This window comes from Microbacterium sp. GW821-FHT01D02, from assembly GCF_059422585.1.
On the sequence record NZ_JBWKXB010000001.1, the window covers coordinates 1,153,967 to 1,180,364 of the forward strand.

At 70.5% G+C, this 26,398-nt stretch carries 29 protein-coding genes; 20 read left to right on the top strand and 9 right to left on the bottom strand.

All coding sequences use genetic code 11. The features are described from left to right. Positions 1 to 38: 38 nt before the first annotated feature. On the bottom strand, positions 39 to 1,652 hold the full coding sequence (locus AC07VM_RS05685) for an amidohydrolase (RefSeq protein WP_494910321.1): 1,614 nt from the start codon (positions 1,650 to 1,652) through the stop codon (positions 39 to 41). 68 nt (positions 1,653 to 1,720) lie between these two features. On the opposite strand from AC07VM_RS05685, the gene AC07VM_RS05690 reads away from it, so the two are divergent. From AC07VM_RS05690 to AC07VM_RS05725, 8 genes are all read left to right on the top strand, one after another. Beyond that, on the top strand, positions 1,721 to 2,377 hold the full coding sequence (locus AC07VM_RS05690; protein WP_494910322.1) for a TetR/AcrR family transcriptional regulator: 657 nt from the start codon (positions 1,721 to 1,723) through the stop codon (positions 2,375 to 2,377). Positions 2,378 to 2,386: 9 nt separating this feature from the next. Continuing rightward, positions 2,387 to 3,016 carry a metal-dependent transcriptional regulator gene (locus tag AC07VM_RS05695; protein ID WP_494910323.1) on the top strand — a complete coding sequence of 210 codons (630 nt, stop codon included), beginning with the start codon at positions 2,387 to 2,389 and terminating at the stop codon, positions 3,014 to 3,016. A gap of 78 nt (positions 3,017 to 3,094) precedes the next feature. After that, complete coding sequence (locus AC07VM_RS05700) at positions 3,095 to 3,400, top strand: hypothetical protein (protein ID WP_494910324.1); 306 nt, start codon at positions 3,095 to 3,097, stop codon at positions 3,398 to 3,400. Then, positions 3,397 to 5,196 (top strand): alpha/beta hydrolase, encoded by a 1,800-nt coding sequence (locus AC07VM_RS05705; protein WP_494910325.1) that lies wholly within the window; start codon positions 3,397 to 3,399, stop codon positions 5,194 to 5,196. The genes AC07VM_RS05700 and AC07VM_RS05705 overlap by 4 nt, the downstream gene beginning before the upstream one ends. Positions 5,197 to 5,264: 68 nt before the next feature. Beyond that, positions 5,265 to 5,846: a hypothetical protein gene (locus AC07VM_RS05710; RefSeq protein ID WP_494910326.1), complete on the top strand. Its 582-nt coding sequence runs from the start codon at positions 5,265 to 5,267 to the stop codon at positions 5,844 to 5,846. A gap of 97 nt (positions 5,847 to 5,943) precedes the next feature. Continuing rightward, positions 5,944 to 6,756 carry an HAD-IIA family hydrolase gene (locus AC07VM_RS05715; protein WP_021198233.1) on the top strand — a complete coding sequence of 271 codons (813 nt, stop codon included), beginning with the start codon at positions 5,944 to 5,946 and terminating at the stop codon, positions 6,754 to 6,756. 2 nt (positions 6,757 to 6,758) lie between these two features. Continuing rightward, positions 6,759 to 7,340: a YdeI/OmpD-associated family protein gene (locus AC07VM_RS05720; RefSeq protein WP_494910327.1), complete on the top strand. Its 582-nt coding sequence runs from the start codon at positions 6,759 to 6,761 to the stop codon at positions 7,338 to 7,340. Then, positions 7,337 to 7,504, top strand: coding sequence for a hypothetical protein (locus tag AC07VM_RS05725; RefSeq protein WP_494910328.1), 168 nt, complete (start codon positions 7,337 to 7,339; stop codon positions 7,502 to 7,504). Before AC07VM_RS05720 ends, AC07VM_RS05725 begins: the two co-directional genes overlap by 4 nt. Before the next feature lie 20 nt (positions 7,505 to 7,524). On the opposite strand, the gene AC07VM_RS05730 is transcribed toward AC07VM_RS05725, so the two are convergent. Together AC07VM_RS05730 and murQ are read right to left on the bottom strand one after the other, a co-directional pair. Beyond that, positions 7,525 to 8,706, bottom strand: a complete 1,182-nt coding sequence (locus AC07VM_RS05730; protein WP_494910329.1) for an anhydro-N-acetylmuramic acid kinase — start codon at positions 8,704 to 8,706, stop codon at positions 7,525 to 7,527. Next, positions 8,706 to 9,611, bottom strand: a complete 906-nt coding sequence (gene murQ / locus AC07VM_RS05735; RefSeq protein WP_494910330.1) for an N-acetylmuramic acid 6-phosphate etherase — start codon at positions 9,609 to 9,611, stop codon at positions 8,706 to 8,708. Before murQ ends, AC07VM_RS05730 begins: the two co-directional genes overlap by 1 nt. A gap of 114 nt (positions 9,612 to 9,725) precedes the next feature. Here murQ and AC07VM_RS05740 point away from each other — a divergent pair, with 114 nt between their 5' ends. From AC07VM_RS05740 to AC07VM_RS05755, 4 genes are all read left to right on the top strand, one after another. After that, entirely contained in the window at positions 9,726 to 10,613 is an 888-nt protein-coding gene (locus tag AC07VM_RS05740) for a MurR/RpiR family transcriptional regulator (protein ID WP_494910331.1), read from the top strand. A gap of 120 nt (positions 10,614 to 10,733) precedes the next feature. Continuing rightward, entirely contained in the window at positions 10,734 to 11,093 is a 360-nt protein-coding gene (locus AC07VM_RS05745; protein ID WP_494910332.1) for a hypothetical protein, read from the top strand. A gap of 4 nt (positions 11,094 to 11,097) precedes the next feature. Next, complete coding sequence (locus tag AC07VM_RS05750) at positions 11,098 to 11,325, top strand: hypothetical protein (protein ID WP_494910333.1); 228 nt, start codon at positions 11,098 to 11,100, stop codon at positions 11,323 to 11,325. Positions 11,326 to 11,329: 4 nt separating this feature from the next. Next, positions 11,330 to 11,587: a hypothetical protein gene (locus AC07VM_RS05755; RefSeq protein WP_494910334.1), complete on the top strand. Its 258-nt coding sequence runs from the start codon at positions 11,330 to 11,332 to the stop codon at positions 11,585 to 11,587. Between the two features lie 41 nt (positions 11,588 to 11,628). Here the strand turns inward: AC07VM_RS05755 and AC07VM_RS05760 are convergent, their stop codons facing one another. After that, complete coding sequence (locus tag AC07VM_RS05760) at positions 11,629 to 12,537, bottom strand: ROK family protein (protein ID WP_494910335.1); 909 nt, start codon at positions 12,535 to 12,537, stop codon at positions 11,629 to 11,631. Then, positions 12,534 to 13,094: an orotate phosphoribosyltransferase gene (gene pyrE / locus AC07VM_RS05765; protein ID WP_494910336.1), complete on the bottom strand. Its 561-nt coding sequence runs from the start codon at positions 13,092 to 13,094 to the stop codon at positions 12,534 to 12,536. Before pyrE ends, AC07VM_RS05760 begins: the two co-directional genes overlap by 4 nt. 74 nt (positions 13,095 to 13,168) lie before the next feature. Here pyrE and AC07VM_RS05770 point away from each other — a divergent pair, with 74 nt between their 5' ends. Then, the gene (locus AC07VM_RS05770; protein WP_494910337.1) at positions 13,169 to 14,014 is read left to right on the top strand and encodes an exodeoxyribonuclease III; all 846 of its coding nucleotides are present in this window, start codon (positions 13,169 to 13,171) and stop codon (positions 14,012 to 14,014) included. A gap of 43 nt (positions 14,015 to 14,057) precedes the next feature. Beyond that, positions 14,058 to 14,867 carry a Cof-type HAD-IIB family hydrolase gene (locus tag AC07VM_RS05775; protein ID WP_494910338.1) on the top strand — a complete coding sequence of 270 codons (810 nt, stop codon included), beginning with the start codon at positions 14,058 to 14,060 and terminating at the stop codon, positions 14,865 to 14,867. A gap of 12 nt (positions 14,868 to 14,879) precedes the next feature. Here the strand turns inward: AC07VM_RS05775 and AC07VM_RS05780 are convergent, their stop codons facing one another. The 3 genes from AC07VM_RS05780 to AC07VM_RS05790 are packed head-to-tail and all read right to left on the bottom strand — an operon-like array spanning position 14,880 to position 16,643. Next, positions 14,880 to 15,515: a dihydrofolate reductase family protein gene (locus AC07VM_RS05780; protein WP_494910339.1), complete on the bottom strand. Its 636-nt coding sequence runs from the start codon at positions 15,513 to 15,515 to the stop codon at positions 14,880 to 14,882. Next, entirely contained in the window at positions 15,512 to 16,204 is a 693-nt protein-coding gene (locus AC07VM_RS05785; protein ID WP_494910340.1) for a winged helix-turn-helix transcriptional regulator, read from the bottom strand. The genes AC07VM_RS05780 and AC07VM_RS05785 overlap by 4 nt, the downstream gene beginning before the upstream one ends. Position 16,205: 1 nt before the next feature. Next, positions 16,206 to 16,643: a VOC family protein gene (locus tag AC07VM_RS05790; protein WP_267416225.1), complete on the bottom strand. Its 438-nt coding sequence runs from the start codon at positions 16,641 to 16,643 to the stop codon at positions 16,206 to 16,208. A 151-nt stretch (positions 16,644 to 16,794) separates the two neighbouring features. Here AC07VM_RS05790 and AC07VM_RS05795 point away from each other — a divergent pair, with 151 nt between their 5' ends. The 6 genes from AC07VM_RS05795 (at position 16,795) to AC07VM_RS05820 (ending at position 22,827) form a co-directional block, all read left to right on the top strand. Continuing rightward, complete coding sequence (locus tag AC07VM_RS05795) at positions 16,795 to 18,057, top strand: sensor histidine kinase (protein ID WP_494910341.1); 1,263 nt, start codon at positions 16,795 to 16,797, stop codon at positions 18,055 to 18,057. Beyond that, positions 18,054 to 18,761, top strand: a complete 708-nt coding sequence (locus tag AC07VM_RS05800; protein ID WP_494910342.1) for a response regulator — start codon at positions 18,054 to 18,056, stop codon at positions 18,759 to 18,761. The genes AC07VM_RS05795 and AC07VM_RS05800 overlap by 4 nt, the downstream gene beginning before the upstream one ends. A gap of 10 nt (positions 18,762 to 18,771) precedes the next feature. Continuing rightward, positions 18,772 to 19,392: a class I SAM-dependent methyltransferase gene (locus AC07VM_RS05805; RefSeq protein ID WP_494910343.1), complete on the top strand. Its 621-nt coding sequence runs from the start codon at positions 18,772 to 18,774 to the stop codon at positions 19,390 to 19,392. 42 nt (positions 19,393 to 19,434) lie between these two features. Further along, positions 19,435 to 20,607, top strand: a complete 1,173-nt coding sequence (locus AC07VM_RS05810; protein ID WP_494910344.1) for a benzoate/H(+) symporter BenE family transporter — start codon at positions 19,435 to 19,437, stop codon at positions 20,605 to 20,607. Positions 20,608 to 20,857: 250 nt separating this feature from the next. After that, the gene (locus AC07VM_RS05815; RefSeq protein WP_494910750.1) at positions 20,858 to 21,742 is read left to right on the top strand and encodes an ABC transporter ATP-binding protein; all 885 of its coding nucleotides are present in this window, start codon (positions 20,858 to 20,860) and stop codon (positions 21,740 to 21,742) included. Then, positions 21,739 to 22,827 (top strand): ABC transporter permease, encoded by a 1,089-nt coding sequence (locus AC07VM_RS05820; protein WP_267416230.1) that lies wholly within the window; start codon positions 21,739 to 21,741, stop codon positions 22,825 to 22,827. Before AC07VM_RS05815 ends, AC07VM_RS05820 begins: the two co-directional genes overlap by 4 nt. 74 nt (positions 22,828 to 22,901) lie before the next feature. Here the strand turns inward: AC07VM_RS05820 and AC07VM_RS05825 are convergent, their stop codons facing one another. Next, positions 22,902 to 26,363, bottom strand: coding sequence for a proline dehydrogenase family protein (locus AC07VM_RS05825; RefSeq protein WP_494910345.1), 3,462 nt, complete (start codon positions 26,361 to 26,363; stop codon positions 22,902 to 22,904). Between the last annotated feature and the right edge of the window lie 35 nt (positions 26,364 to 26,398).

A 26,398-nucleotide genomic window follows, 5' to 3' on the forward strand; every position in this document is an offset into this window, starting at 1 on the left:
TGAAGGGGATGCGGAGGAGGGTGCGGTCGAGCCGGGGGTCAGGGCTCGGTGCCGCCGACGACCGTGGCCTGTACGGGCAGGTCGGGGAGGTCGTCCAGGGAGACGTGCAGCGGGTTCTCCGCCCACACGGCGTAGTCGGCCCGGAACCCGGGGGCGATGCGGCCGAGGTCGGCGTCTCCCTGGGCCCGGGCGGCGCCGACGGTGTATCCGTGCAGCGCCTGGTACGGGGTGAGCACCTGCGCCGGCTCGAAGACCGGGGCGTCGGGGTCGCCCGGGCGGCGGCGCAGCATCGACCAGGCGAGGCCGATGCGGGCGTCGTTCTGCGCGATGGGCCAGTCGGACCCGAGGGCGAGGGGCGCTCCGGCGTCCCAGTAGTCGCGCACCCGCCAGGCACGCGCGGCGCGGACGGGTCCAAGCCTGCTCGACCAGTCGTCGGAGCCGTCGGCCTTGCGCCACTGCATGTGCAGCGGCTGCATCGAGGCGGTGATACCCGCAGCGGCGATGCGGGCGACGTCCCGGTCGGTCGTCGTCTCCAGGTGCTCGATGCGGTGCGGGGCGCCCGAGGCGCTGCGCACACCGGCGGCGAGATAGGCGTCGACGACCTCCGCGACGGCGCGGTCGCCGATGGCATGCGTCGCGACCTGGAACCCGGCATCGGCGTACCGTCGCACGGTGCGGGCGTACGCGGCGGCATCCTTCCAGAACGGCTCCAGGCCCGCGCCGGCGGCATCCGGCTCGTGCAGCCAGGCGGTGCCGGTCTCGACCACGCCGTCGGCGTAGAGTTTGACCACGCCGCCACGCCACCGGTCACCGCGGCGGTCGCGCATCGCGAGGTTCGCGGCCGTCCGCTCCTCGTCGAATCCGGGCTCGTGGTCGATCGCCGAGACGATGCGGATCGGGAGGCCCGGCCCCTGCTCCAGGGCATCGAGCAGTGCGAGCGTCGCGAAGCCGCCGTCCATGATCGTGCCGCCGGTGAGGCCGGAGTCGCGCAGCCCGCGCAGCAGCTCGTGGCCGACGGCGAGGGTCTGGTCGCGGTTCAGCGCCGGGGCGCTCAGCCGCACCGGCTCGTAGGCGCCGAGTTCCCGCAGTTCTCCGGTGGGGCGGCCGTCGGAGTCCACGACGACGCAGGACGAGTCCTCGAACTCGCGTGCGCCGGTGATACCCGCCCGGCTCAGCCCCGCGCGACTGGCGAGCGCGGTGTGGCCGTCGAACACGATCAGCAGGGCCGGGAGGCCGCGCACGGCATCCTCGATCGCCTCCGCCGTCATCGGCAGGTCGTGGAAGACGTCGTAGTCGAGGTTCCAGCCGCGCACCCACGGGTCGGCGTCTTCGGCGAGCGCGCGGTCAGCCTCGGCACGCAGCGCCGCGAGAAGCGCGGCTCCCGTGGTCAGGCCGCCCAGGTCGATCCCGGCCGTCAGCTCGATCCCCTGGATCGGATGCAGGTGCGCGTCGATGAGTCCGGGGGTCACGGCCGCGCCGCCGAGGTCGTGCACGACGGTGCGCGGCCCGCGCAGCTCGCGGACCAGGGCGTCATCGCCGACCGCGAGGAAACGGCCGTCGCGCACCGCGAAGGCCGTGGCGTGCGGGCGGCGCGGGTCCATCGTCACCACGTGCGCGCCGGTGACAATGGTGTCGGCGTCGAAACCGGTCATGGCTGTGCCTTCGTCAGTATTGAAAGAGTTTCAATAAAATACCAGACACCCGAGCAGAATCGAGCACGATGACGAAATCTCCGCGCAGCGTCGGTCGACCGTCCACGCAGGTGCTCACCGAGGAGCGCATCCTGAAGGCCGCGTTCCGGCTCAGCGCGCAGCGCACGCCGCGGCAGTTCACGATGACCGCACTCGCGGAATCGCTGGGCGTGCGCACCTCGGCGCTGTACCACCACTTCGCGAACCGCGACGCCGTGATCCGGGCCATGCGCGGGCAGGTGAGCCGCGCGCTCGTCTCCCCCGTGCTGCACGAGATGCCCGTCGACGACGCGCTCCTGACCTGGGCGCACAGCTACCGCGACGCCGCGATCGCCGCGCCGGAGGCCATGGTGATGCTCGCCACCTCGCCGATCGACGCCGACGAGGGCTCGTTCGCGGACTACGAGCAGATCGCCCGGCTCCTCACCGACGACGGGTGGCCGACCGACACGATCGTGGATGCCATCGTCGCGCTGGAGTCGTTCATCATCGGCTCCGCGCTGGACGCCCTCGCCCCGGCCGACAACATGGCGCCGGGAGAGCTCGCCCCGGAGTTCCCCGCTTTCGCCGCGGCCGAAGCCGCCCGCGCGCGCCTCAGCGACGACCCTGCCCGCCGCACGTTCGAGATCGGCGTGCGCGCACTGATCCACGGGCTCACCGCGTGGGCGCGCGAGCGCACACCGTAGGCTGGACCGGTGGCATCCCCGGCAGCTGACGACTATCTGAAGACCGTCTACGCGCATACCGAGTGGCAGGACGCGCCGATCACACCATCGGTGCTCGCCGCGAAGCTCGGCATCGCCCCTTCGTCGGTCACCGAGATGGTGAAGAAGCTCGCCGCCGCGGGCCTCGTCTCGCACGTTCCCTACGGTGCGGTGCGGTTGACGGATGCCGGCACCGTCCGCGCCCTCTCGATGGTGCGCCGGCACCGCCTCATCGAGACCTGGCTGGTGCAGGAGTTCGACTACGGCTGGGACGAGGTGCACGACGAGGCCGAGGTGCTCGAGCACACCATCAGCGACCGGCTGCTCGAAGGCATCGACGCGCGTCTGGGCCGCCCCCGCTTTGACCCGCACGGCGATGCGATCCCCGACGCCGACGGCCACATCGAGCGCGTGCCGTTCGTGCTGCTGGCCGACGCCCCGGTCGGCCACGTCGGGCACGTCCTCCGCGTGAGCGACCAGGACCCGGAGGTGCTGCGCGCCGTCGAGGCCTCGGGCCTCGCCGTGGGCGTCGAGGTGACGGTCACCGCCAACGGCTTCTCGATCGGCGGGACCGAGGCCGAGGTCGCGCACGCCGCCGACGCGATCTGGCTCACGGCCTGAGACAGGCATGGGGAATTCCCCCCCGTCTCACCTCGCGCTGATCTCCTAGGCTGTTGTCCAGACCCGGGGGGTTGGTTCATGTCACAGGATTTCAGCATCACGCAGCTGGTGCTGTCGACGCAGCGCACGGAGCTCGAGGTGTCGGCGCGTGACCTCGAAGCGAAGATGAGCACCGCGCACGCCGCTGACACCGGGGTGCAGGCGCCGGTCGGTCGCACGTCGCTGCGGGACATGCTGGAGGGCGCCATCGGGGAGACGCATGCGCTGGTGCAGATCGGTCAGGATGACGTGCAGAAGATCGCCGGTCGGCTCCTGATGCTGGAGACGCAGACCGCCGACCTCGACCTGCGCCTCGGCGCCGACTGGGAAGACCTTCCGCTGTGACCGCCTCACCCAAGGGCTATCCGTTCGAGCGCATCGACTACGACGTGGGACAGCTGAACAGTCTCCACGGACACCTCGAGGATGCCGCCGCCGAGGTCGCGGCGATGCAGCTCGTGCTGCGCAACGTGACCGACAACCTCGAAGGACGCGGGCAGGCGCTCGACCAGGCGAAGGCCATGGCGGGCGACGTCGCCGCCGCGTTCGCGTCTCCGTCCGCGCGCATCCGCCGCATCAAGGGCATCGTCCTCGCCTACGGCCAGGGCGCCGAGGAGCACGGGGGCCGCGCGAACCAGCTGATGGATTCGGTCACCCAGGCTCAGGCCGCTGTCGCGACGGCCGACGCCGACCTCGCGGATGCCCAGACGGAGCTGAGCACCTGGCAGCGCAGCGACGAGTACGACGCGTGGAGCTCCGGTGAAGACGTGGCCACGCCCGCCCGGACCCTGCAGGCGCGGGACGAGCGCTACCGGGACGCCGTGGAGACCGCGCAGACCGGCAGCGCCGGCGCAGCATCCGACCTCGAAGAGGCATGGGCAGCGTGGGAGCGCGCATTCGAGTCGTGGGACGACGCCTATGCCCGCGCCGTCGCGGCCCTCGCGAGCGTCGACGACGACTACGTGTCCGCCGCGGATGCCGCCGCCCTCGCCTCCCTCGCCGATGCGGATTCGCCCGCCGAGGTCGCCGCGATCTGGGACACCCTCACCGACGCGCAGAAGGAGCACTACGTCGAGGCGTACCCGGGGTTCATCGGCAACCTCGAAGGCGTTCCCTACGCGTACCGGATCGCGGCGAACGCGAAGACCCTCCTGGACGCGGACGCCATCGATTGGGGCGAGCCGCGGGACACGGAGCTCGACGTCCTGATCGACGAACTCCGCCGCGGTGGCGTGCCCATCTCGCTCAACCTGTTCGACAAGAACCAGGCAACGGCCGCACTGCTCTACGTCGACGGCTTCGAGTATGTCGAGGGAGCCTTCTCCGACCCGCTCACCGGGGTGACGAACGTCAACGTCCTCCTCGGCGGAATGATGTCGGAGCTGAATCAGCTCGGCAACTGGGGACAGACCTCCATCGACATGAACCGTGCGATCAGCAACGACGGCGGTCGGGGCGCGACGATCGTGTGGTTCGGCTACGACACCCCGAACCTGGTGACGGTCAGCAGCACGGATCAGGCCGTCACGGGCGCCGAGAGCCTGACCACGTTCCTGCGAGGGCTCGATCAGGCCGCCCTGCACGATGCCGTCACCACGGTGATCGGCCATTCCTACGGCAGTACCACCGCGTTCCTCGCGGTCGGCAGCGCCGACGACAACCTGGGCGTCGACAATCTGATCGCGATCGGCTCGGCGGGTCTCACCGATCATGCTCTCGGCGGCGACCCCGACGCGCGCGTCGATTACACCGGCACGAACATCTACGCATCGACCTCTCCCGAAGACGCCTGGGCGCGAAAAGGGCGGTGGGCTCCGGAGAATCCGTTCACCTGGGGATCGCACCCCATCGATCCGGGCAGCCTCGACGGCGCGGTGTCGTTCGACAGCAACGGCGGCTACGCCCCGAACCGCGACGGCTCCGCCCCCACGTCGCAGCATCACGACGGTGAGCCGCTGTTGCAGACGCCCGGGCACGGAACACACGACGAGGGCGACTTCCCCATCGGCTCGACCGGTCATCCCGGCGGGTACCTTCAAGAAGGGTCCGAATCGTTCGCGAACATCGTGAACATCATCGAGACCGGCGAACCGCTGACGACCCCGGGCGGATACGGAAGCGATGATTGGTGGCTGTGGTGATCCGACGTACGCGAAAGCGCAAGCGCGCGCTGGTAGTTCTCGCATTGGCATTGACAGGAGTGATGACCATGACCGGATGTGACACCGCGGAACCCGTCCCGACGGGCGAGGCACTGTACGCCGACGCGGAGCAGACCTACATGGACTACCGGGAGTTCGTGAACGGGGTGCAGTCGGTCCTGTCCACCGGCCCCTGGATCGTCGGGCAGATCGGCGACTACGGCATGCAGCCGGACAACTGCGACGACGGCAACGGGTACCAGTTCCATCTGGGGCGACGCCTCACCATGGACCTCGCGGATCGCGAGCAGAATGCCGACGCCGTCGAGCAGTACCTCACGGATGCCGGCTTGTCTCCCAGCCGCCGCACGCTCGGCGAGGGAAAGGACTCGCTCGTCCAGATCGCCGTCGCCGACGAACGCGGCTTCGAGCTGCTCCTCGTCGAATTCCGCAAGAACGGCAACGCCCAGATCTCGGCTGCCACCACCTGCCGCCCCGGCAACGCCCACGATCTCTCCGACATGCTCTTCGGCGATGAGGTCTTCCTCGGCGGCTACCTCCCGTCGGATTCCGAGTCCCCGACCGATCCGCTGTTCTTCGGCATCACCCCCGGCGACCCGAAGTTCGCCACCGAGACCCCTGCCCCGTAGCCTCCCGGTTTCGAACCGCGCGAGTGGTTGCGTTTCGAGGTGAAACTGAGCCATTTGCGCGATTCGAATGGACAGGTGCGCCCTCTAGGCTGTGCACATGGCACAACGTGACGACATCGAATGCTGGCTGACCGACATGGATGGCGTGCTCGTCCATGAGAACGACGCCATCCCCGGGGCGTCCGAGCTGCTCGCCGGTTGGGAGAGCGCGGGCATCCCCTACCTGGTGCTCACCAACAACTCGATCTTCACCGCGCGCGACCTGTCGGCACGCCTCCGCATCAGCGGACTGCACGTGCCCGAGGAGCGCATCTGGACCTCGGCCCTCGCGACCGCCGACTTCTTGAAGCAGCAGCTCCCCGGCGGCTCCGCGTTCGTGATCGGCGAGGCGGGCATACTGACCGCTCTGCACGATGCCGGCTTCATCATGACCGAGACGAACCCCGACTTCGTGGTCGTCGGCGAGACGCGCAACTACTCGTTCGAAGCGATCACGAAGGCGATCCGCCTCATCATCGGCGGCGCGCGCTTCATCGTCACGAATCCGGATGCCACGGGCCCGAGCACCGACGGACCGCTGCCGGCCACCGGCGCGATCGCAGCGCTCATCACGAAGGCCACGGGCAAGGAGCCGTATGTCGTGGGAAAGCCGAACCCGATGATGTTCCGCTCGGCGCTCAACAAGATCGGCGCGCACTCGAAGCGCACCGGCATGATCGGCGACCGCATGGACACCGATGTCGTCGCCGGCATCGAGGCGGGCCTGCACACCGTGCTCGTGCTCACCGGGATCAGCGACCAGGCCGAGATCGAGAAGTACCCGTTCCGTCCCGACGAGATCGTGCAGTCCGTGGCCGATCTGCTGCCGCGCATCACCGAGACGATCACGACGGTCAAGACCAAGAAGTAGGCATGGGCGCGCTCGACGACGGCGAACGGATCACGGCAGCGGATGCCGCGGCCTGGCGCGCGTGGCTCGAGGAGAACCATGAGCGGGCCGCCGGCGTCTGGCTGCTGAGCGTGCGGGGCAGCGGTGCGGGCGGCGTCGGCTACGAGGATGCCGTGCGGCAGGCGCTGTGCTTCGGTTGGATCGACGGCCCCGTGCGCGTGTTCGGCGACGGATCGGACGACCGCGCCAACGGCCAGTGGTTCTCCCCTCGACGCCCCGGCAGCGGATGGGCGGCGACGAACAAGGCACGTATCGCGGAGCTCGAGGCCGCAGGGCTGCTCGCGCCGGCCGGCATCCGCGTGCTCGAGGTCGCGAAGGCGAACGGCTCCTGGACCGTGCTCGACGGACCGGAGGCCGGGATCGAGCCGGAAGAGTTCGCGGCGGCACTCGACGCCGTCCCGGCCGCGCGGGAGAACTGGGACGCGTTCCCGAAGTCGGTCAGGAAGTTCGGACTCACGCACATCGCGATGGCCAAGCGCCCGGAGACCCGGTCCGCCCGCATCGCGAAGATCGTCGCGGACGCCGCGGAGGGGAAACGCCCATGAACCAGAGTGACGTGCTCTTCCTCGTCGTCTTCCTGATCCTGCTCAGCTCGTTGACCGTGTTCGTGGTGCAGTTCGTGCGCTCCCGTCGGCGCCGAGGTCCCGACGACGACGGTCGCGCCGGCTGGTGGGAAGGCCCCTGGGACGACGACGACCGCCGGCGCTGAGCCCGCCGGCCCCGTGGCGGTCAGGCCTCCGTCAGCACCAGGGAGTCGATCGACGCGACCGGCTCGGGCATCTCCAGCGGTCCGACACCGGGAGTGATGGTGCCGAGGATCCGCGGTTCGCGCGCACCCGTGCCGCCGGGGACGATCGCCGGGACGCCGTGCAGCGTCGACCAGCCGATGAGCGCGAGGAGGATCGCCTCCTTGCTGTCGGCAGCGGCGCCCAGCTCGTCGGCCAGCACGACCTCGGTCGAGGGGAGGGCGGCGCGCAGTCCGTCGAGGATCAGCGGGTTGCGGCATCCGCCGCCCGACACGGCCAGGAACCCGATGCCCGCGGCCTCGACGTCGCGCGCGACCGTGCGGACCGTGAGCTCGGTGAGGGTGCGCACGACGTCGGCGACCGGGATCTCCCGGCCCTGCGCGGCGAGGTGCTCGTGCACGTAGCGGAGGTGGAAGTGCTCCTTGCCCGTGCTCTTGGGCGGAGTGAGGGCGTAGTACGGGTCCTCGAGCAGAGCCGTCAGCAGCGCCTCGTCGACCTGCCCGGTGCGGGCGATCGCGGCGTCGTCGTCGTAGCCGAGCGGGTTGAGGCCGTGCTCCACGATGACGGCATCCACCAGCGCGTTCGCCGGACCGATGTCGTAGGCGACGAGGCCGTCTTCGCGCACCACGGTCATGTTCGAGATGCCGCCGAGGTTGAGGGCGGCGGAGACGCCGGCGCGCGAGCGCAGCAGCAGCTCGTCGAGGAACGACACCAGCGGGGCGCCGTGTCCGCCGGCCGTGATGTCGCGGATCCGGATGTCCGACACCACGGGGGCGCCGACCTTCTCGGCGATCCAGGCGGGCTGACCGATCTGCAGAGTGCCCAGGGCGTGCGCGCCGTCGACCCAGTGGTACACGGTCTGCCCGTGCGAGCACACTGCGTCGACCCCGCTGACCTCGGCGGCGATGTCGGCCGCGACCTCCGCGAACGCCTGCCCGATGAGAGTGTCGAGCTCGCACACCTCGGCGAGCGTCGTCTGTGCGGGCGGAAGGGCGGCGATCAGCCGCGCCCGCAGCTCGGGGGCGTAGGGCACGCTGGTGGCCGCGAGCACTGTGCCGTGCAGATCCACGCCGTGGGCGGTGAAGCCGCCGTTGGTCGCGAAGTCGACGACGGCCGCGTCGATGCCGTCGTGCGAGGTGCCGGAGATCAGTCCGAGGACACGCATCAGTTCTCCTCCAGTGCGGTGCGCAGCCGACCGTCGGCCGCGTCCAGTCGTGCGGTGGCCGCGGCGAGGTCCTCACCGCGGCGGATCATGATCGACGCGATCTTCACGTCGTAGGCGGCAGCCTCCAGTGCGGTCACGGCCGTGTCGCGGTCGACATCCGCGATGGTCTCCACCATCCGGATCGCCCGCTCGCGCAACTTGTGGTTGGTGGCCTTCACGTCGACCATCAGGTTGCCGTAGGCCTTGCCGTTCCGCACCATCGTGATGGTCGAGAACATGTTCAGCACCAGCTTCTGGGCGGTGCCGGACTTGAGCCGGGTCGAGCCGGAGAGCACCTCGGGGCCGACCTCGACCTCGATGCCGTGCTCGGCCGCTGCGCTGAGGGCGGTGCCGGCGTTGCAGGACAGACCGATGCTGAGCGCGCCGAGCTCGCGGGCTCGGCGGACGGCGGCGATCACGTAGGGCGTGCGCCCGCTCGACGCGATGCCGATCACGGTGTCGAGCGGTCCGATCCCCGCGGCGTCGATGGCCGCGGCACCCGCCTCCGCGTCGTCCTCCGCCCCCTCGACGGGGTTCACGATCGCCCCGGGGCCGCCGGCCATGATCGCGAACACCAGCTCCGGCGGGGTGCTGAACGTGGGCGGGCACTCCGAGGCATCGAGCACGCCGATGCGGCCGGGGGTCCCTGCGCCGACGTAGACCAGGCGTCCCCCCTGCGCCATGCGCGCGGCCGTGGCCTCGATCGCCGGCACGATCTGCCCGAGCGCGCGCTGCACGGCGGCGGGAACCGTGGCATCCGCTTCGTTCATGGTCTGCGCGAGTTCCGCGACGCTCATCAGGTCGAGTTCCGCGTACCGGGGATCGCTCGCTTCCGTGGCGAGCCCGCCGAGATCCTCCATGGTCATCGCTTCCTGATCTCCTCGCGATGCCGCCCGCTCGATGTGTATGGAAAGTACACGCGGACCGCTTCTGATGTAACAGTCGTTCCCCTAGTGTATGAGACATCGATCGGAGACCCCATGCCCCCTGAAGCCGTCGGCGCGCATCCCGTGCTCGTCCGCATGCGGGCGCTCCGCCCCGAGCTGCGTCCGAGCGAGCAGCGGATCGCCGATCTGTTCCTCTCCGACCCGGCCGGCACGGCGGGGCTCTCGGTAGCCGAGCTCGCGCAGCGCTGCGACACCTCGACCACCTCGGTCGTGCGGTTCTGCAAGCGTCTCGGCTACGAGCACGTGCGCGAGCTGCGCAACCACGTGCTGCGCGACGTGGAGCGCGAGACGTTCGACACCGCGGCGCTCCCCGCCGTCTCCGGAGACATCGACCGCGACGACACCCTCGCCGACATCGTCGCCAAGGTCTCGCTCGCCGAGACGCTGTCCCTCGCCGACACCGCCAAGGTGCTCGACACCGAGTCCCTCCGCGCCTCGGTCGAGGCCATCACCGCGTCGAGCCGCGTCGACATCTTCGGCGTCGGCGCCAGCTCCATCGTGGGGCTCGACCTGCAGCGCAAGCTCACCCGCATCGGGCGCACCGCTCTGGAGTGGTCCGACCCGCATGCCGCCTGGACCTCGGCTGCCACGCTCGGCCCCGGCAACGTCGCGATCGCGGTGTCCCACAGCGGTGCGACCACCGACACGATCGAGTTCCTGCTCCTCGCGCGCAGCGCCGGGGCGACGACCATCGCCCTCACGAACCATGCGGGCGCTCCGCTGGCCGACCACGCCGACATCGTGCTGACGACCGCGGCTCGCGAGACGGGCTTCCGCTCCGGCGCGCTGGGAAGCCGGATCGCCCAGCTCATGGTGGTCGACTGCATCTTCATCGGGGTCGCCCAGTCGAACTACGACCGCTCGATGGAGGCGCTCCGCGACACCTTCGCCGCCGTGCACCGCGGGCGGAGGACGAGCTGACCCCTCCTCCACATTTCACGACGTCTGCGACCTCTCCACGGATGCCGGAATTCCGGCGATCGCCACCCCGGAAGCGGCGTAGCGTCTCCTGCATACCCGCACACGGCAAGGAGAGCACTCGTGACCACGGACACCATGACGATCGTGATCAGCGCGATCGGCATCGTCCTCACCGTGAGCACGAGCCAGTTCGCCGGGGCCGCCTGGATGGTCCGCCGCATCGATGCTGTGGACGACAAGCTCAGCGACCGGATCGACGCCGTCGACGTGAAGCTCAGCGACCGGATCGACGCCGTCGAAGAGAATCTCAGCAGGCGCATCGACGCGGTCGACGAGAAACTCAGCTCCCGCATCGACGCGGTCGACGACAAGCTCAGCTCGCGCATCGACGCGGTCGCCGCCGACGTCACCGACCTCAAGATCTCCGTCGCCCGCCTCGAAGGACCCCCGCGACACCTCCTCACCGTCGGACGGAGCTGAGATCGTGGCCACGGACACCATGACCATCGTCATCAGCGCGATCGGCATCGTCCTCACTCTCGGCACGAGCACGTTCGTCGGCGCCGCCTGGATGGTCCGCCGCATCGACGCCGTCGACGACAAGCTCAGCACCCGCATCGACGCCGTCGCCGCCGACGTCACCGACCTCAAGATCTCCGTCGCGCGCCTCGAAGGACCGCCGCGACACCTCCTCACCATCGGACGGAGCTGAGATCGTGGCCACGGACACCCTGACCATCGTCATCAGCGCGATCGGCATCGTCCTCACTCTCGGCACGAGCACATTCGTCGGTGCCGCCTGGATGGTCCGCCGCATCGACGCGGTCGACGAGAAACTCAGCACCCGCATCGACGCCGTCGACGAGAAACTCAGCAGTCGCATCGACGCCGTCGCCGCCGACGTCACCGACCTCAAGATCTCCGTCGCCCGCCTCGAAGGACCGCCGCGACACCTCCTCACAGCCAGCCGCTGACGCCTCGACGACGAGACGACCGAGCGTCCGCGCGCGCCGCGTCAGCGGAGGGCGAGGGCGAGGGCGGCGGCGCCGATCAACGGCCCCTCGTCGCCCAGACCTGATCGCACCACCCGCGTACGGCGAGAGTACTCGTGCACGGCGCTCGCGGTGAGGGCGTGCTGCACGAGGTCGATGTAGTCCGGAGACACGCGCGAGAAGCCGCCGCCGATGGCCACGACGTCGAGGTCGACGAGGGTCGCGGCGTCCGCCAGCGCCTCTCCGACCGCGCGGGCCGAGCGTTCGATCGCCGAACGGGCGATCGCATCGCCCGCCGCCGCGTCTCGAGCGAGATCCTCACCCGTGGCTCCGCGCCATCCCTGCGCCTGCGCCCACGCGGCGCTCGCCGGCCCCGAGGCGATCTCCTCGAGAGTGAGGCCGCCCTCACGGCGGACCTGGCCGAGGTGCCCGGCGTTGCCGGTGGCTCCGGGGACGTACGCGCCGTTCACCACGAAACCGCCGCCGACCCCGGTCGACACGACGATCGACAGCGAAGCACCAGCACCCTGCGTGGCGCCGAGCCAGGACTCGGCGAGCGCGAGCGCTCCTCCGTCGTGCCCCAGGACGGTCGGGACGTCACGGCCCATGACCGTGGATGCGGCGGCGTGGACGGCCTCGGTGAGACCGAAGCCGCGGGCGAGCGGCATGTTGACCGGCAGGATCACACCAGCGGTCCGGTCGACCGGACCGGCGCTGCCGATACCCGCCCCGACGAGCTCGGCATCCGCGGGGAGCGCCGCGAGCGCGTGCTCGACGATCGCGATGACCGCGGCGTCCAGCGACGCGAACGTGGCCTCGCGACCGGTCGCCTGGCGACTGCGGCTGCCCTCGACGAGCACACCGTCCTCCGCGACGAGCGCGGCCTCCATCTTCGTGCCGCCGACGTCGACGGCGAGGGCGTGGCGCGTCACTGGGGGTCGAGCCCGAGGTCGTCGAGGTCGAAGGCTGCGCGCCATTCGAGACCCTCGGCTTCGATGGCGGCCCGCGCGCCCGTCTTGCGGTCGACGATCACGGCGACCGCGACGATCTCGGCGCCTTCGCGACGCAGAGCCTCGACGGCCTTGAGCGCGGACTGCCCGGTGGTGGAGGTGTCTTCGAGCACGACGACGCGCTTGCCCTTGACGTCGGCGCCCTCGATCTGGCGGCCGCGGCCGTGGTCCTTGGGCTCCTTGCGCACGACGAACGCGTCGAGCGGGGTACCGGCCGCGACCGAGGCGTGCAGCACCGAGTTCGCGATCGGGTCGGCACCGAGGGTGAGGCCGCCGACGGCCACCACGTCGAGGTCGCCGATCAGGTCGAGCATGATCCGGCCGATCGCCGGGGCCGCCCTGTGGTCGAGTGTGAGCTTGCGCATGTCGACGTAGTACGTCGCCTTCTTGCCGCTGGAGAGGGTGAAGTCACCGTGGAACACCGCCTCGTCCTTGATGAGGTCGAGGAGTGTCTGGCGGTCTGCGTCGAGTGCGGTCACGGCATCCAGTGTAGAAGGCGCGAGCACGGTCGTCCGCGGCGGCTCGTGTCGGATGCCGCAACTAGGCTGGACGCATGCGCTTGGCCACCTGGAACGTCAACTCCATCCGCACCCGCGTCACCCGTACCGTCGAGTTCGCCGTCCGCGAGGACATCGACGTGCTGGCGATGCAGGAGATCAAGTGCAAGCCCGAGCAGTTCCCCTACGGCCCGTTCGAGGAGGCCGGGTACCACGTCGAGGTGCACGGCCTGAACCAGTGGAACGGTGTCGCCATCGCGAGCCGCCTGCCCATCACCGACGTGCGCACGTCGTTCGACGGGATGCCGGGTTTCGCCAAGGGTCATGAGGGCCCGGATGCTCCGCTCGAGGCCCGCGCGCTCGGCGTGATGGTCGACGGCGTGCGCGTGTGGAGCCTGTACGTGCCCAACGGCCGTTCGCTGGAAGACCCGCACTACCTCTACAAGCTGCACTGGCTCGAGCAGCTGAAGAAGTCGACGGCTGCCGAGCTCTCGGCGAACCCCGACCTTCCGCTCGCCCTGGTGGGCGACTTCAACATCATCCCGTTCGACGTCGACAACGGCGACCCCGACATCGTGATCGGCCGTTCCACGCACGTCTCCCCGCAGGAGCGCGATGCGTTCTTCGCCTTCCAGGACGCCGGGGTCACGGACGTGGTCCGCCCGCTCATCCCCGAGGGCTTCACCTACTGGGACTACCAGCGGCTGAAGTTCCCCCGCAACGAGGGCGTCCGCATCGATTTCGTCCTGGGCTCGCGCACGCTGGCCGAGGCCGTGACCGGCGCGTCGATCCACCGTGACGAGCGCAAGGGCGAGCAGCCCAGCGATCACGTCCCGGTGGTCGTCGACCTCGATTTCGGCGGCACCGAGGACGACGACGACATGCCGATGATCTTCTCCTGACGCCCCACTCGTTCGCTGAGCGAGCGAAACGAGACGAAACGCCATGACCATCCGACTGATCGCCACCGACCTCGACGGCACTCTCCTCGACTCGACGTCCACCGTCACCCCGCGCACGCGGGCGGCACTCGACGCGGCCCGTGCCCGTGGAATCCACGTCGTCCCGGTCACGGCACGGCAGCCGATCGGTCTGCGGGCCATCGCGGCCGACGCCGGATTCGAGGGATGGGCGCTGTGCAGCAACGGCGCCTATGCCGTGCGCCTCGACGACGGACGGATGCTGTTCGCCGAAGAGCTTCCGTCCGATATGATCCGCGCCCTCGCCGAGGCACTGCGCGCCAGCATCCCGGGGCTGCTGTTCGCGAGCGTGCGCGATGCCGGCGAGACGTTCGTCGCCCAGGACGGCTACGCCGCGATCGCCCAGCTCGCCGACCATAAGCGCGACCCGGCGACGATGGGCGGTGTGCCGCTGGACCAGGTGCTCGCGGCCCCCAGCCTGAAGTTCGTGATCCGGCATCCGGAACTCGCCCCGGACGCGCTCTTCGACGCGCTGCGGTCGCTCGGGCTGACCGGCTTCGAGGCGACGCTCTCGGGAGCCCCCTTCGTCGAGGTCATGGCAGAGGGCGTCACCAAGGCCACGGGCCTCGCCCGGCTCTGCGAGCACCTGGGCATCGACCGCGCCGACGTGGTGGCCTTCGGCGATGCGCTCAACGACGTCGAGATGCTCCGCTGGGCGGGCCGCGGTGTCGCGATGGCCGGCGCCGAGCCCGTCGTGCGCGAGGCCGCCGACGAGACGACCGCCTCGAACGATGAAGACGGTGTGGCGCAGATGATCGAGCGGCTCCTCGGCTGAGTTCCCCCCGTTTCAGTCGAACGTCCCGACCTCCGGCACCCGATCGGTGCGCCCGTAGCGGAGCAGCGTCACGCCGCCGTCGTCGGTGATCGGCTCCTGGAGCAGTTCCAGCACCGACGGCAGGGCACGGTCGTCGAAGACCTTCTTGCCCGCGCCGAGCAGGATCGGGTACACCCAGAGGTTCAGCTCGTCGAACAGTCCCTCGGCGAGCAGCGTGTGCACGAAGTCGATGCTGCCGATCACGTGCACCTCTCGGTGGGCTGCCCGCATCGCGGCCACCTCGGCGGCCAGGTCGGAACCCACGCGCGTGCTGCCCTCCCAGCCGAGCGCGATGTCGGCGTCCCGGGAGGCCACGTACTTCGGCACCCGGTTGAAGAGCGTCCCGATGTCGCCCGACTCCCCCTCGGTGTGATGCGGCCAGTACGAGGCGAAGATGTCGTAGGTGCGCCGCCCGAGCAGCAGCGCATCCAGGCCGCGCATCCCCTTCTCGATCTCGGGGCCGACGCCGGACGACGGATGCCCGGCTTGCCAGCCGCTGAAGCGGAACCCACCGGAGGTGTCCTCGTCGGTGCCGCCGGGCCCCTGTGCCACACCGTCGAGAGATGTGAAGAGGTCGATCAGGATGCGACCGGATGTGTGGTCGTTCATGTCATGCTCCCTACTGTCATTCGTGCGATGTGGAAGGTGTCGGCGAACGAGTCCAGCAGCGATTCCTCCCCGCGGACGACGGCGACGACGTCCTCCGCCAGCGCCTCCGCCGGCGTGATCTCGCCGCCGATCAGACGGCGGATACCCGGACCGGCGACGATCACCGCATCCGGCTCCCCGTCGGGAAGACGGCCGCCGACGGGTGGCGCCGGAGGCGCGAGCTGCGCGACACGGAGCTCGCCGTCGCGCACCGACGCGCGGAGGGCGACGTCGCCGACGTGCAGCTCGTACTCGGCATCCGCCGCGGCATCCGCCTGGAACGCCGTGCGCAGGGCCATGGTGAGCGAGTCCGGGGTGACGACGTCACCCTCCTCCGGATCGCCCATCGCCTGGAAGCCCCAGCGGCCGAGAGCGAGCATGATCGGCTCGAACGACCGGCCGTACGGGGTGAGCTCGTACACGAGGCCGCAGTTCAGCAGGGGAACCCGGCGGACGACCCCGCCTTCCTGCAGCTCCTTCAGCCGCGTGGACAGGATGTTGGTCGGAATGCGCGGCAGCCCCTGCTTGAGGTCGGTGTAGCGACGGGGCCCGACGAGCAGATCGCGGACGATGAGCAGACCCCACCGCTCCCCGATCAGCTCGACGGCCGTCGTCACACCGCAGTACTGGCCGTAGCTGCGCGCTGCCACGTCAGGCCGATGCCGTGGAGTCGGCCACGTGATCCGGGCCGTTCTCCACGGCCTCCGGGGTCATGTAGAGGAAGCCGAGCGAGTTGCCGTCGGGGTCGTCGAGGTCGCGGGAGTACATGAACCCGTAGTCCTGCACGGGCTTCGGCTCCGCACCGCCCGCGGCGAGGCCCTTCTCGAGGATCGCGTCGACGTCCTCACGCGAGTCCCGGCTGAACGCCACCGACACCTGGGCGACCTCGTTGGGGTCGGCGATCGGCTTGTCGGTGAAGGTGGCGAAGAACTCGCGCTTGAGGACCATGAAGTAGATGTCCTCGCTCCACACGATGCACGCGGCGTTCTCGTCGGTGAACTGCGGGCTGATCTCGCAGCCGAGCGCCGTGTAGAACGCCTTGGCGCGCTCGAGGTCGCTGGTGGGCAGGTTGACGAAGACCTTGGTCATGATGACTCCTTTGTCGATTCCGGATGCCGAGTGGTCATTCCTGGATGTCCACAAGCTTGCAAAAAACAACCAAGCTTGTCAATAGCAAGTAATGAATCCATCCGCCGCACGGGGGATGCGGTCCCGGGAGCCTCCGCCCTACGGTGGAAAGATGCCCGCCCCGTTCATCCGCACGCCGACCGAGCGCGAACGGCGGAGCGACATCGTGCTCGCGGCGGTCATGTTCGTGGGGGCCGTGCTGAGCGCGGGCCTCTCCTCGATCGCCGAGGTGTGGGGCGACGAGCAGGCCCCGCTGTGGACCGCCCTCGTGTACGCGGTCGTCGTCTGCGCTCCCCTGGCGGTCCGACGCCGGTGGCCCGGCACGGTCGCGATCATCGTCGTGGCCGCCTACTTCACCGCCGTGACGATCCGCATCCCGGAGATCTACGTCGGCAACATCGCGATGTTCATCGCCATCTACACGGCCGGCGCATGGATGAACGACCGCCGACGCGCGATCATCGTCCGCGTCGGGATCATCGTCAGCATGTTCGTGTGGCTGCTGATCACCATGTACCGCGACGCGATCCGCGAGGCCGACAAGGCGGACGTCATCGCCGGCGCCATGTCGCCCTACGTGGCTTTCATGCTCATCCAGCTGCTGCTGAACGTGCTCTACTTCGGCGGGGCGTACTACTTCGGCGAGCGCTCCTGGGCGGCAGCCGTCCAGCTGGCCGTGCTCGAGCAGCGCACCACCGAGCTGGTGCGCGAGCGCGAGGTGACCGCGGCCCAGGCCGTCGCCCTCGACCGGGTGCGCATCGCCAGGGAGCTGCACGACGTCGTCGCCCACCACGTCTCGGTCATGGGCGTGCAGGCGGGAGCCGCGCGCCTGGTGCTCGAACGCGATCCGGCCGAGTCCGCGCGCATCCTCACCGGCATCGAGGGCTCCGCGCGCGACGCGATCCACGAGCTGCGCCAGCTGCTGGAGACTCTGCGGACCCCCGGAGGGGAGACGACGGATACCGCCTCGACCCTCGCCCTCGACGACATCGCCGATCTCGTCGAGGCCTCGACCGAGGCGGGACTGCCGACCGCCTACACGGTGATCGGCGATCCGGCGCCCGTCCCGTCGCTCATCGCCGTGAATCTCTACCGCATCGCGCAGGAATCGCTGACGAACGCCCGCCGTCACGCCGGCCCCGATGCGACCGCCGACGTCCGCGTGCGCTACGACGACGACGGCGTCGAGGTCGAGATCGTGAACACGGGGCGCCCGGTCGCCCAGCTGCGGCCCGGGCTCGGCCAGCTGGGAATGCGGGAGCGCGCCGCGGCCTCCGGAGGCACGCTCGAGGTGACCCCCCGACCGTTCGGCGGCCTGCGTGTGCGCGCCCGAGTGCCCTTTCCCGTCGCGAGCGAATCGAGCATGAACCGATGAGCACCCCGATCCGCGTGCTGCTCGTCGACGACCACGCCCTGCTGCGCGCCGGCTTCCGCACGATCCTCGACACCCAGCCCGACATCACCGTGGTCGGCGAGGCGTCGTCCGGAGCAGACGCCGTGGCACAGGCATCCGTTCTCCTCCCCGACGTCATCACGATGGACGTGCAGATGCCCGACATGGACGGCATCGAGGCGACCCGGCGCATCGTCGCGGACCCGGCGGTCGGCGCGGCCATCGCGATCGTGACGACCTTCGACCGCGACGACTACCTCTACCAGGCGCTGGATGCCGGAGCCAGCGGCTTCCTGCTGAAGAACGCCGGGGCGGAGGATCTGATCGGCGCCGTCCGCGCCCTCGCCGCGGGCGACGGGATGCTGGCGCCCGAGGTGACCCGGCGGGTGCTCGCGCGCTTCGCCGCGACAACGGCGGAGCAACCGGCGTCTGTCCCGGCCTCATCGGTCCCGGTCGCGACGGCGGGCGTCCCGGTCGCGAAGGTGTCCCTCGCCGAGCCGCTCACCGAACGCGAGGCCGAGGTGCTCACGCTGCTCGCGGATGCCCGGAGCAACGCCGAGATCGCGCGAGCGCTGTTCATCGGCGAGGCGACCGTGAAGACGCACGTCTCACGCATCCTGCAGAAGCTCGGCGCCCGCGACCGGGTGCAGGCCGTCGTCCTCGCGCATCGCATGGGCCTCGCCTAGGACGACAGCCGTGAGCGAGTACTGGAACCACAACGCGGCTTACCACGGGTGGATCATCAGGGCCGCCGCGGGCGCATATCGGCGCGATGCCCTCGACGTCGGATGCGGCGAAGGGCTCCTCCTGCAGCGACTCGCCCCCGGGTACGACAGCGTGACCGGCATCGAGCCCCACCCGGGAACGGCCGAGCGCGCGCGGGCGCGACTCCGCGACGTCCCGGATGCGACCGTCGTCCTCTCCGACTTCGCGGACTTCGACGCGGGCGACCGACGGTTCGACCTCCTCACGTTCGTCGCGACCTTGCATCACATGGACACGCGCTCGTCGCTGGCGAAGGCCGTGACGCTCCTCCGCCCCGGCGGGAGGCTGCTGATCGTCGGACTCGCCGCCGACCGCACGCCCGCGGACTGGACCCTGTCGGCCCTCGCGCTGCCGTGGGCGCGGCTCGGGTCGATGCTCCACCGCGAGTCGCGCGACATCGGCGTCCCCACCGCCGCGCCCACCGAGAGCATCGCGGACATCCGCTCCCTCGCCCGCGACCTGCTCCCCGGCGCCCGCCTCCGCCGCGGGATCTACTACCGCTACCTGCTGTCCTGGACGAAGCCGGCACCGAGTGGGCCGACCGGACGGTGAGGGTCGTCCCGCACACCGGCACCCCGCGATAACCTCGGAGCCATGCCCGACGCCGCGCCCCTGTCCCGCCCGATCACGGCGGGGGTGGTCACGGCCCTCGTCGGATTCACGAGTTCCTTCGCGGTCGTGCTGACCGGGCTCGACGCCGTCGGGGCGAATGCGCCCCAGGCGGCCAGCGGACTCCTCGCGGTCAGCCTCATGATGGGCCTCGCGTGCGTGGTGCTCGCCTGGCGGTACCGGATGCCGATCACCGTGGCGTGGTCCACTCCCGGCGCGGCGCTCCTGGTGGCGACCGGCACCGTCGACGGCGGCTGGTCCGCGGCGGTGGGCGCGTTCCTGGTGACCGCGGCGCTGATCCTGCTCACGGCGCTCTGGCCGGCGCTCGGCGCCCTGATCGCCCGTATCCCGCCGTCGATCGCCCAGGCGATGCTGGCCGGCGTGCTGCTGCCGCTGTGCCTCGCCCCGATCACGGGGATCGTCACGAATCCCTGGGGCGTGATCCCGGTCGTGCTCACCTGGCTGGTGTTCGCGCGCCTGGCGCCCCGGTGGGCGGTGCCGCTCGCGTTCGTGGCCGCGACCGTGGTGGTCGCGGTCTCCCTGATCGGTGAGGGTGCCGCATTCGATCCGCGCGTGCTGCTGCCGCACCTCGAGTTCACGGCGCCGACGTTCACGGTCGGCGCCCTCGTGGGCCTCGCGCTCCCGCTGTTCATCGTGACCATGGCCTCCCAGAACGTGCCGGGCATCGCGATCATGCGCAGCTTCGGCTACGAGGTGCCCTGGCGTCCGGCCATGCTGGTCACCGGACTGGGCACCGCGGTCGGAGCCACCGCGGGCGGGCACGCCATCAACCTCGCCGCGATCAGCGCGGCCCTCGCCGCTTCGCCGGATGCCGACCCCGATCCGAAGCGGCGGTGGGTGGCCGGCGTCTCGACCGGGGCGTCATACCTCGTGCTCGGCGCGTTCTCCGCCGCGTTCGCCGCTCTCGTCGTGCTCGCACCCGCCGCCGTGATCCCCGCCGTCGCCGGTCTCGCGCTGTTCGCGGCGTTCGGCTCGTCGGTGCAGCAGGCGATCGACGAACCGGGCGAGCGCATCCCCGCCGTGGTGACCTTCCTGGTGGCCGCATCCGGCATCGCCGTGCTCGGCGTCAGCGCCGCGTTCTGGGCTCTCGTCGCCGGCCTCCTGGTCCGCACGGTCCTCCGCCCACCCCGCCCCTGACCCCCTCTCCCTCCTCTCCCCCCTCTCCCCTCCTCCCCTCCTCGTCACCGTCGTCGAGTGCACGGGTACTCGTCGAGCGCACGGCGGATATGCGCCGGGCTCCCGTGCACTCGGCGACATCCCGTGCACTCGACGCCTGAGGGAGGCAGGAGGCGGGGGCTCCCCCGGGCGGGTGATGCCGCGGGGTCCGCCGTGCGGGGGATGCCCCGGGGAGGGGCCCGGTCGTAGCGTGAGAGACATGACGACAGGAATGCTCGAACTCTCCGGCATCACCAAGAGCTACGGCTCTCGGCGCGTGCTCGACGACGTGTCCTTCACGGTCGCCCCCGGGCGCCTGACGGGCTTCGTCGGCGGCAACGGCGCCGGCAAGACCACCACCATGCGGATCGTCCTCGGTCTGCTCTCCTCCGACGGGGGAAGCGTGAAGCTGGATGGCGCGCCGCTCACCGCCGAGGACCGCCGTCGCTTCGGCTACATGCCGGAGGAGCGCGGCCTCTACCCGAAGATGAAGGTGCTCGAGCAGATCGTCTACCTCGCCCGCCTGCACGGCTTCGGGAAGTCGGACGCCACGGAGCGCGCGACGGCCCTGCTCACGGAGCTCGGCCTCGGCGAGCGGCTGAACGACACGATCGAGTCGCTGTCGCTGGGCAACCAGCAGCGGGCGCAGATCGCCGCCTCGCTCGTGCACGATCCCGAGGTGCTCATCCTCGACGAGCCGTTCTCGGGCCTCGACCCGCTCGCGGTCGACGTGGTCGCCGGCGTGCTGCAGTCCAGTGCGGCCAAGGGCGCATCGATCCTCTTCTCCTCCCACCAGCTCGACGTGGTCGAGCGCCTGTGCGACGACCTCGTCATCCTCGCCGGAGGCACGATCCGCGCGTCCGGCTCCCGCGACGCACTGCGCGCCGAGCACGCCCGCGACCGCTACGAGCTGGTCTCGGCCGGAGACGCCGGCTGGCTCCGCACCGAGCCCGGCGTGACGGTCGTCGACTTCGAGGGCGGCTACGCGCTGTTCGATGCGGACGGCCCCGAGACCGCGCAGCGCGTGCTGCAGTCGGCCGTGCAGCGCGGCGATGTCGCGAGCTTCGCCCCCAAGCATCCGTCCCTCGCGCAGATCTTCAAGGAGGTCATCCAGTGAGCACCCCCACCCCCGCCCGCGGCTCCAACGGCATCTGGCTCGTCGCCGAGCGCGAGATCGGATCGAAGCTCCGCAGCAAGGCCTTCCTGATCTCCACCGGCATCCTGCTGGTGCTCGCGCTCGCCGGCATCATCCTCGGCGGCTTCGCGAGCAAGAACACCGACACGACGCCGATCGCCGCGACCGCCGAGACCGCGTCCGCCGTGTCGGCCATCCCCGGGGTCGAGGTGACCGAGGTCGCCGACCAGGCTGAAGCCGAGAAGCTCGTGCGCGACGACAAGGTCGACGCCGCGGTGCTGGAGGGCGACGGACCCTCGGGCTACACGATCATCGCCCTGCAGGATGCTCCGGGCTCGATCGTCTCGGCACTCTCGATCTCTCCCGAGGTCGTCATCCTGGAACCGGCGACGACCAACCCGCTGCTGCGCTACTTCATCGCGATCGCCTTCGGCCTCGTGTTCATGATGGCCGCGGCGACGTTCGGCGGCACGATCGCGCAGAGCGTCGTGGAGGAGAAGCAGACGCGCGTGGTCGAGGTCCTGCTGTCCGCGATCCCGGCCCGCACGCTGCTCGCCGGCAAGGTGATCGGCAACACGGTGCTGGCGATGGGACAGATCCTCGCCCTCGCGGCGGTGGCCACGATCGGGTTGATCGTCACCGGTCAACGCGAGGTGCTCACGACCCTCGGAGCCCCGATCATCTGGTTCGCGGTGTTCTTCCTGTTCGGCTTCATCCTGCTCGCGGCGATGTTCGCGGCCGCGGCCTCGATGGTGTCGCGCCAGGAGGACATCGGATCCACGACCACTCCGATCACGATGCTGATCATGGCCCCGTACATCCTGGTGATCGTGTTCAACGACAACCCGCTGGTGCTGACGATCATGTCGTACGTGCCGTTCTCGGCCCCGGTCGGCATGCCGATGCGCCTGTTCGTCGGCGAGGCGCAGTGGTGGGAGCCGCTGCTGAGCCTGGTCATCCTGCTCGTGAGCTGCGTGGCCGCGATCGTGATCGGCGCGAAGATCTACGAGAACTCGCTCCTGCGCATGGGCTCGCGGGTCAAGCTCTCCGAGGCGCTGCGCGGCTGACGCGCACGAGAGAAGCCCCCTGCTCCGCATCACGCGCAGCAGGGGGCTTCTTCGTCCGTGCGAAGACCCTCGGGTCAGATCACGCCGTCGGCGAGGGTGGTCGGGTTGCCGAAGCGGTGGTTCGTGATCGACACGGCCTGCTCGTGCAGGAACGGCAGCATCTCGACGCGGCCGGCACCGGTCACGGCGTGCGACCACACGGCCACGTCCGGCGAACCGTCGAGCGCCTCGAACAGCGCCGCGGCATCGCCGCCGACCAGACGGACGCGGTGCCACGTGCTCGCGGCCTTGGCGTAGTGCTTGGTCCACGCGGCATCCGACTCGTGCTTCACCGTCACACCGTGCGCCCGCAGCGCCTTCTCGACGCGCGAGGGCAGGGCCGGAGCCGACACCGTGAACGGGCTGCCGCTGCGCAGGGCGGCGGCGAGCACGCGGATGCCGTCCGCGAGGGGCGCGTGCTCGGCGATGCGCACGTCCACCGCGACCGGGCGGTAGCGGAAGAGGTTGCGCTCGACCCCGAGGCCGGACTTGTCGCTCACGGCTCCGAACTCGTCGACCCAGGCGCGCTCGTCGGATGCCGCGGCGCGGTGCAGCCAGTCGGACTCGGTCGCGTCGAGCTCCGTGGCCGCGGCGTCGAGCAGTGCGCCCACCGCGGGCGCCACGGCCGCTTCGGGCGCGACCGCGGGAAGCTCCGCCGGAGCCCACTCGCCGAGGCCGAAGAGGTAGTTCGGGCCGCCGGCCTTCGCCCCCGCTCCGACCGCCGAGCGCTTCCAGCCGCCGAACGGCTGACGCTGCACGATCGCCCCGGTGATGCCGCGGTTCACGTACAGGTTGCCGGCCTCGACGCGGTCGAGCCACGTGCCGACCTCGTCGGAGTCGAGCGAGTGGATGCCGGCGGTGAGGCCGTAGTCGACCGCGTTCTGCAGGCGCAGGGCCTCGTCCAGGTCCTTGGCATGCATGATGCCGAGCACCGGGCCGAAGAACTCGGTCAGGTGGAAGTACGAGCCCTCGCGCACGCCGGTCTTCACACCGGGCGTCCACTGCTTTCCTTCGTCGTCGAGCTTGCGCGGCTCGACGAGCCAGCGCTCGCCCTTCTCCAGCTTCGTGAGCGCTGTGAGCAGCTTGCCGTTCGCCGGCTCGATGATCGGGCCCATCTGGGTGGCGGGGTCGTCCGGCAGCCCGACGCGCATCGAGGTCACGGCATCCACCAGCTGGCGCTCGAACCGCTTCGAGTCGGCGACGGATCCGACGAGGATCGCGAGCGAGGCCGCGGAGCACTTCTGCCCGGCGTGCCCGAATGCGCTGCGCGCCACGTCCGCGGCCGCGAGGTCGAGGTCGGCGGAGGGGGTGACGATGATCGCGTTCTTGCCGCTGGTCTCGGCGAGGAGCGGCAGGTCGGAGCGGAACGAGCGGAACAGCTGCGCCGTCTCGTACGCGCCCGTGAGGATCACGCGATCCACCGCGGGGCCGGCGACCAGGCGCGTGCCCAGGTCGCGCGAGGCCAGGTCGACGAGCGCGAGCAGGTCGCGCGGCACGCCGGCAGCCCACAGCGCCTCCACCATCACGGCGCCGCAGCGCTGGGTGAGCTTCGCGGGCTTGATGATGACCGCGGAGCCGGAGGCCAGACCCGCGAGCACACCACCCGCGGGGATGGCGACCGGGAAGTTCCACGGCGGGGTGACGACCGTGACCTTCGACGGCACGAACTCGGCGCCCGAGACGGTCTCGAGGTCCTTCGCGCGCTCGGCGTAGTAGTGCGCGAAGTCGATGGCCTCGCTGATCTCGGGGTCGGCCTCGGCGATGGTCTTGCCCGCCTCGTGGGCCATGATCTCGATGAGCTGACCACGGCGTGCGGCGAGCTCGTCACCGGCGCGGTGCAGCACGGCGGCACGGTCGGCGGCCGGCAGCGCGGCCCACTTCTCGGCGGCGACGGTCGCGGCGGCGAAGATGCCGTCGAGCTCGGCATCCGTCTCGACCTTGGCGATCGCGATGGTGTCGAGCCCCAGCGTCGAGCTCACCGAACGGGCGAGGATCTCGCGTCCCCAGGTGCGGTTCGCGCCGAGCGCCGGGTCGGTGTCGGCCTGGTTCTCGAAGCCGGTCGTCGTGCCGGCCGGCGCCTCCGCCGTGCGGTCCTGCACGCGGTGGGATGCCGGCACCGAACGGTCGAGCTCGAGGGCGGCGAGCGAGCGCTCGAAGCGCTCCCGCTCCCGGGTGAGGAGCGTCGGGTTGGAGGCCAGCTCGAACACGGCGGACATGAAGTTCTCGGGGCTGGCGTTCTCCTCGAGACGGCGCACGAGGTACGCGATCGCCACGTCGAACTCGGCCGGGTTCACGACCGGCGTGTAGAGCAGGAGACGACCGACGTCCTTGCGGACGGCCTCGGCCTGCCCGGTCGCCATGCCGAGCAGCATCTCGTACTCGACCAGCGGGTCCGCGCCGGACGGGTCGGCCACGCCGCGCGCCTGGGCGAGCAGCCAGGTGTACGCGATGTCGAACAGGTTGTGGCCCGCGACGCCGATACGGACGGCGTCGAGGCGCTCGGGCGTCATGGCCCAGTCCAGCACGCGCTTGTAGTTGGTGTCGGAGTCCTGCTTGGTGCCGTAGGTCGCGAGCGGCCAGCCGTGGATCGCGGCGTCGACCTCCTCCATCGCGAGGTTCGCGCCCTTGACGACGCGCACCTTGATCGGCGCTCCGCCCTTCGCCCGGCGGGCGGCGGCCCACTCCTGCAGGTGCTGCATGGCGCCGAGGGCATCGGGCAGGTAGGCCTGCAGCACGATGCCGGCCTCGAGGTCCTCCAGACCCGGCTGGTCGAGGATGCTCGTGAAGGCCGCGATCGTCAGGTCGAGGTCGCGGTACTCCTCCATGTCGAGGTTGATGAACTTGGCCTTCCCCTGGGCCTCGGCCTGGGCGGCGAGCTCGTAGAGCGGGGTGAGCTTCTCGACGACATCGGCCACGGCCTCGTCGAACGACCACATCGACAGCTGGCTCACGACGCTGGAGACCTTGATCGACACGTAGTCGACGTCGTCGCGGGCGAGGAAGTCGCGGGTTCCCTGCAGACGGTGCCCTGCTTCACGCTCGCCGAGCACGGCCTCGCCGAGGAGGTTGAGGTTGAGGCGGTTGCCGCTCTTGCGCAGCTTCGCGATCGCGGGGCCGAGCTTGGAGGGCGTGGCATCCAGCACGAGGTGCCCGACCATGGCACGCAGCACGCGGCGCGAGATCGGCACGACCACGCCGGGGAGCTTGGGCGCCCAGAAGCCGCCGGTCTTGATCGCGGCGCGCAGGTAGCCGGGCAGCAGCGACGGGGTGATGTCGCTCAGCTCGGCGAGCTTGCGACCCGCGACGCGCAGGTCTTCCGGCCGCATCACGCCGTCGACGAAGCCGACCGTGAACGCGAGGCCGTTCGGGTCCTTGAGCACCTCGGACAGGCGCTGGGCTGCCGGCTCGACGGGGTGGGTCTCACTCTCGACGAGCCAGCGCTGCACGAGGGCGGCGACGTCTTCGGTGCGGGGGGTGGTGTCATCGATGACAGTCATGGACGGGAACCTTCCAGGCAGGAGCACACCGGGGT

Coding starts and splice junctions, on each gene's coding strand:
- AC07VM_RS05810 (WP_494910344.1), top strand. CDS start 19,435: ATGCCCGACGCCGCGCCCCTGTCCCGCCCGATCACGGCGGGGGTGGTC.
- AC07VM_RS05815 (WP_494910750.1), top strand. CDS start 20,858: ATGCTCGAACTCTCCGGCATCACCAAGAGCTACGGCTCTCGGCGCGTG.
- AC07VM_RS05685 (WP_494910321.1), bottom strand. CDS start 1,652: ATGACCGGTTTCGACGCCGACACCATTGTCACCGGCGCGCACGTGGTG.
- AC07VM_RS05780 (WP_494910339.1), bottom strand. CDS start 15,515: ATGAACGACCACACATCCGGTCGCATCCTGATCGACCTCTTCACATCT.
- AC07VM_RS05770 (WP_494910337.1), top strand. CDS start 13,169: ATGCGCTTGGCCACCTGGAACGTCAACTCCATCCGCACCCGCGTCACC.
- AC07VM_RS05720 (WP_494910327.1), top strand. CDS start 6,759: ATGGGCGCGCTCGACGACGGCGAACGGATCACGGCAGCGGATGCCGCG.
- AC07VM_RS05710 (WP_494910326.1), top strand. CDS start 5,265: ATGACCGGATGTGACACCGCGGAACCCGTCCCGACGGGCGAGGCACTG.
- AC07VM_RS05700 (WP_494910324.1), top strand. CDS start 3,095: ATGTCACAGGATTTCAGCATCACGCAGCTGGTGCTGTCGACGCAGCGC.
- AC07VM_RS05800 (WP_494910342.1), top strand. CDS start 18,054: ATGAGCACCCCGATCCGCGTGCTGCTCGTCGACGACCACGCCCTGCTG.
- AC07VM_RS05740 (WP_494910331.1), top strand. CDS start 9,726: ATGCCCCCTGAAGCCGTCGGCGCGCATCCCGTGCTCGTCCGCATGCGG.
- murQ (WP_494910330.1), bottom strand. CDS start 9,611: ATGACCATGGAGGATCTCGGCGGGCTCGCCACGGAAGCGAGCGATCCC.
- AC07VM_RS05795 (WP_494910341.1), top strand. CDS start 16,795: ATGCCCGCCCCGTTCATCCGCACGCCGACCGAGCGCGAACGGCGGAGC.
- AC07VM_RS05790 (WP_267416225.1), bottom strand. CDS start 16,643: ATGACCAAGGTCTTCGTCAACCTGCCCACCAGCGACCTCGAGCGCGCC.
- AC07VM_RS05775 (WP_494910338.1), top strand. CDS start 14,058: ATGACCATCCGACTGATCGCCACCGACCTCGACGGCACTCTCCTCGAC.
- AC07VM_RS05725 (WP_494910328.1), top strand. CDS start 7,337: ATGAACCAGAGTGACGTGCTCTTCCTCGTCGTCTTCCTGATCCTGCTC.
- AC07VM_RS05690 (WP_494910322.1), top strand. CDS start 1,721: ATGACGAAATCTCCGCGCAGCGTCGGTCGACCGTCCACGCAGGTGCTC.
- AC07VM_RS05825 (WP_494910345.1), bottom strand. CDS start 26,363: ATGACTGTCATCGATGACACCACCCCCCGCACCGAAGACGTCGCCGCC.
- AC07VM_RS05715 (WP_021198233.1), top strand. CDS start 5,944: ATGGCACAACGTGACGACATCGAATGCTGGCTGACCGACATGGATGGC.
- AC07VM_RS05730 (WP_494910329.1), bottom strand. CDS start 8,706: ATGCGTGTCCTCGGACTGATCTCCGGCACCTCGCACGACGGCATCGAC.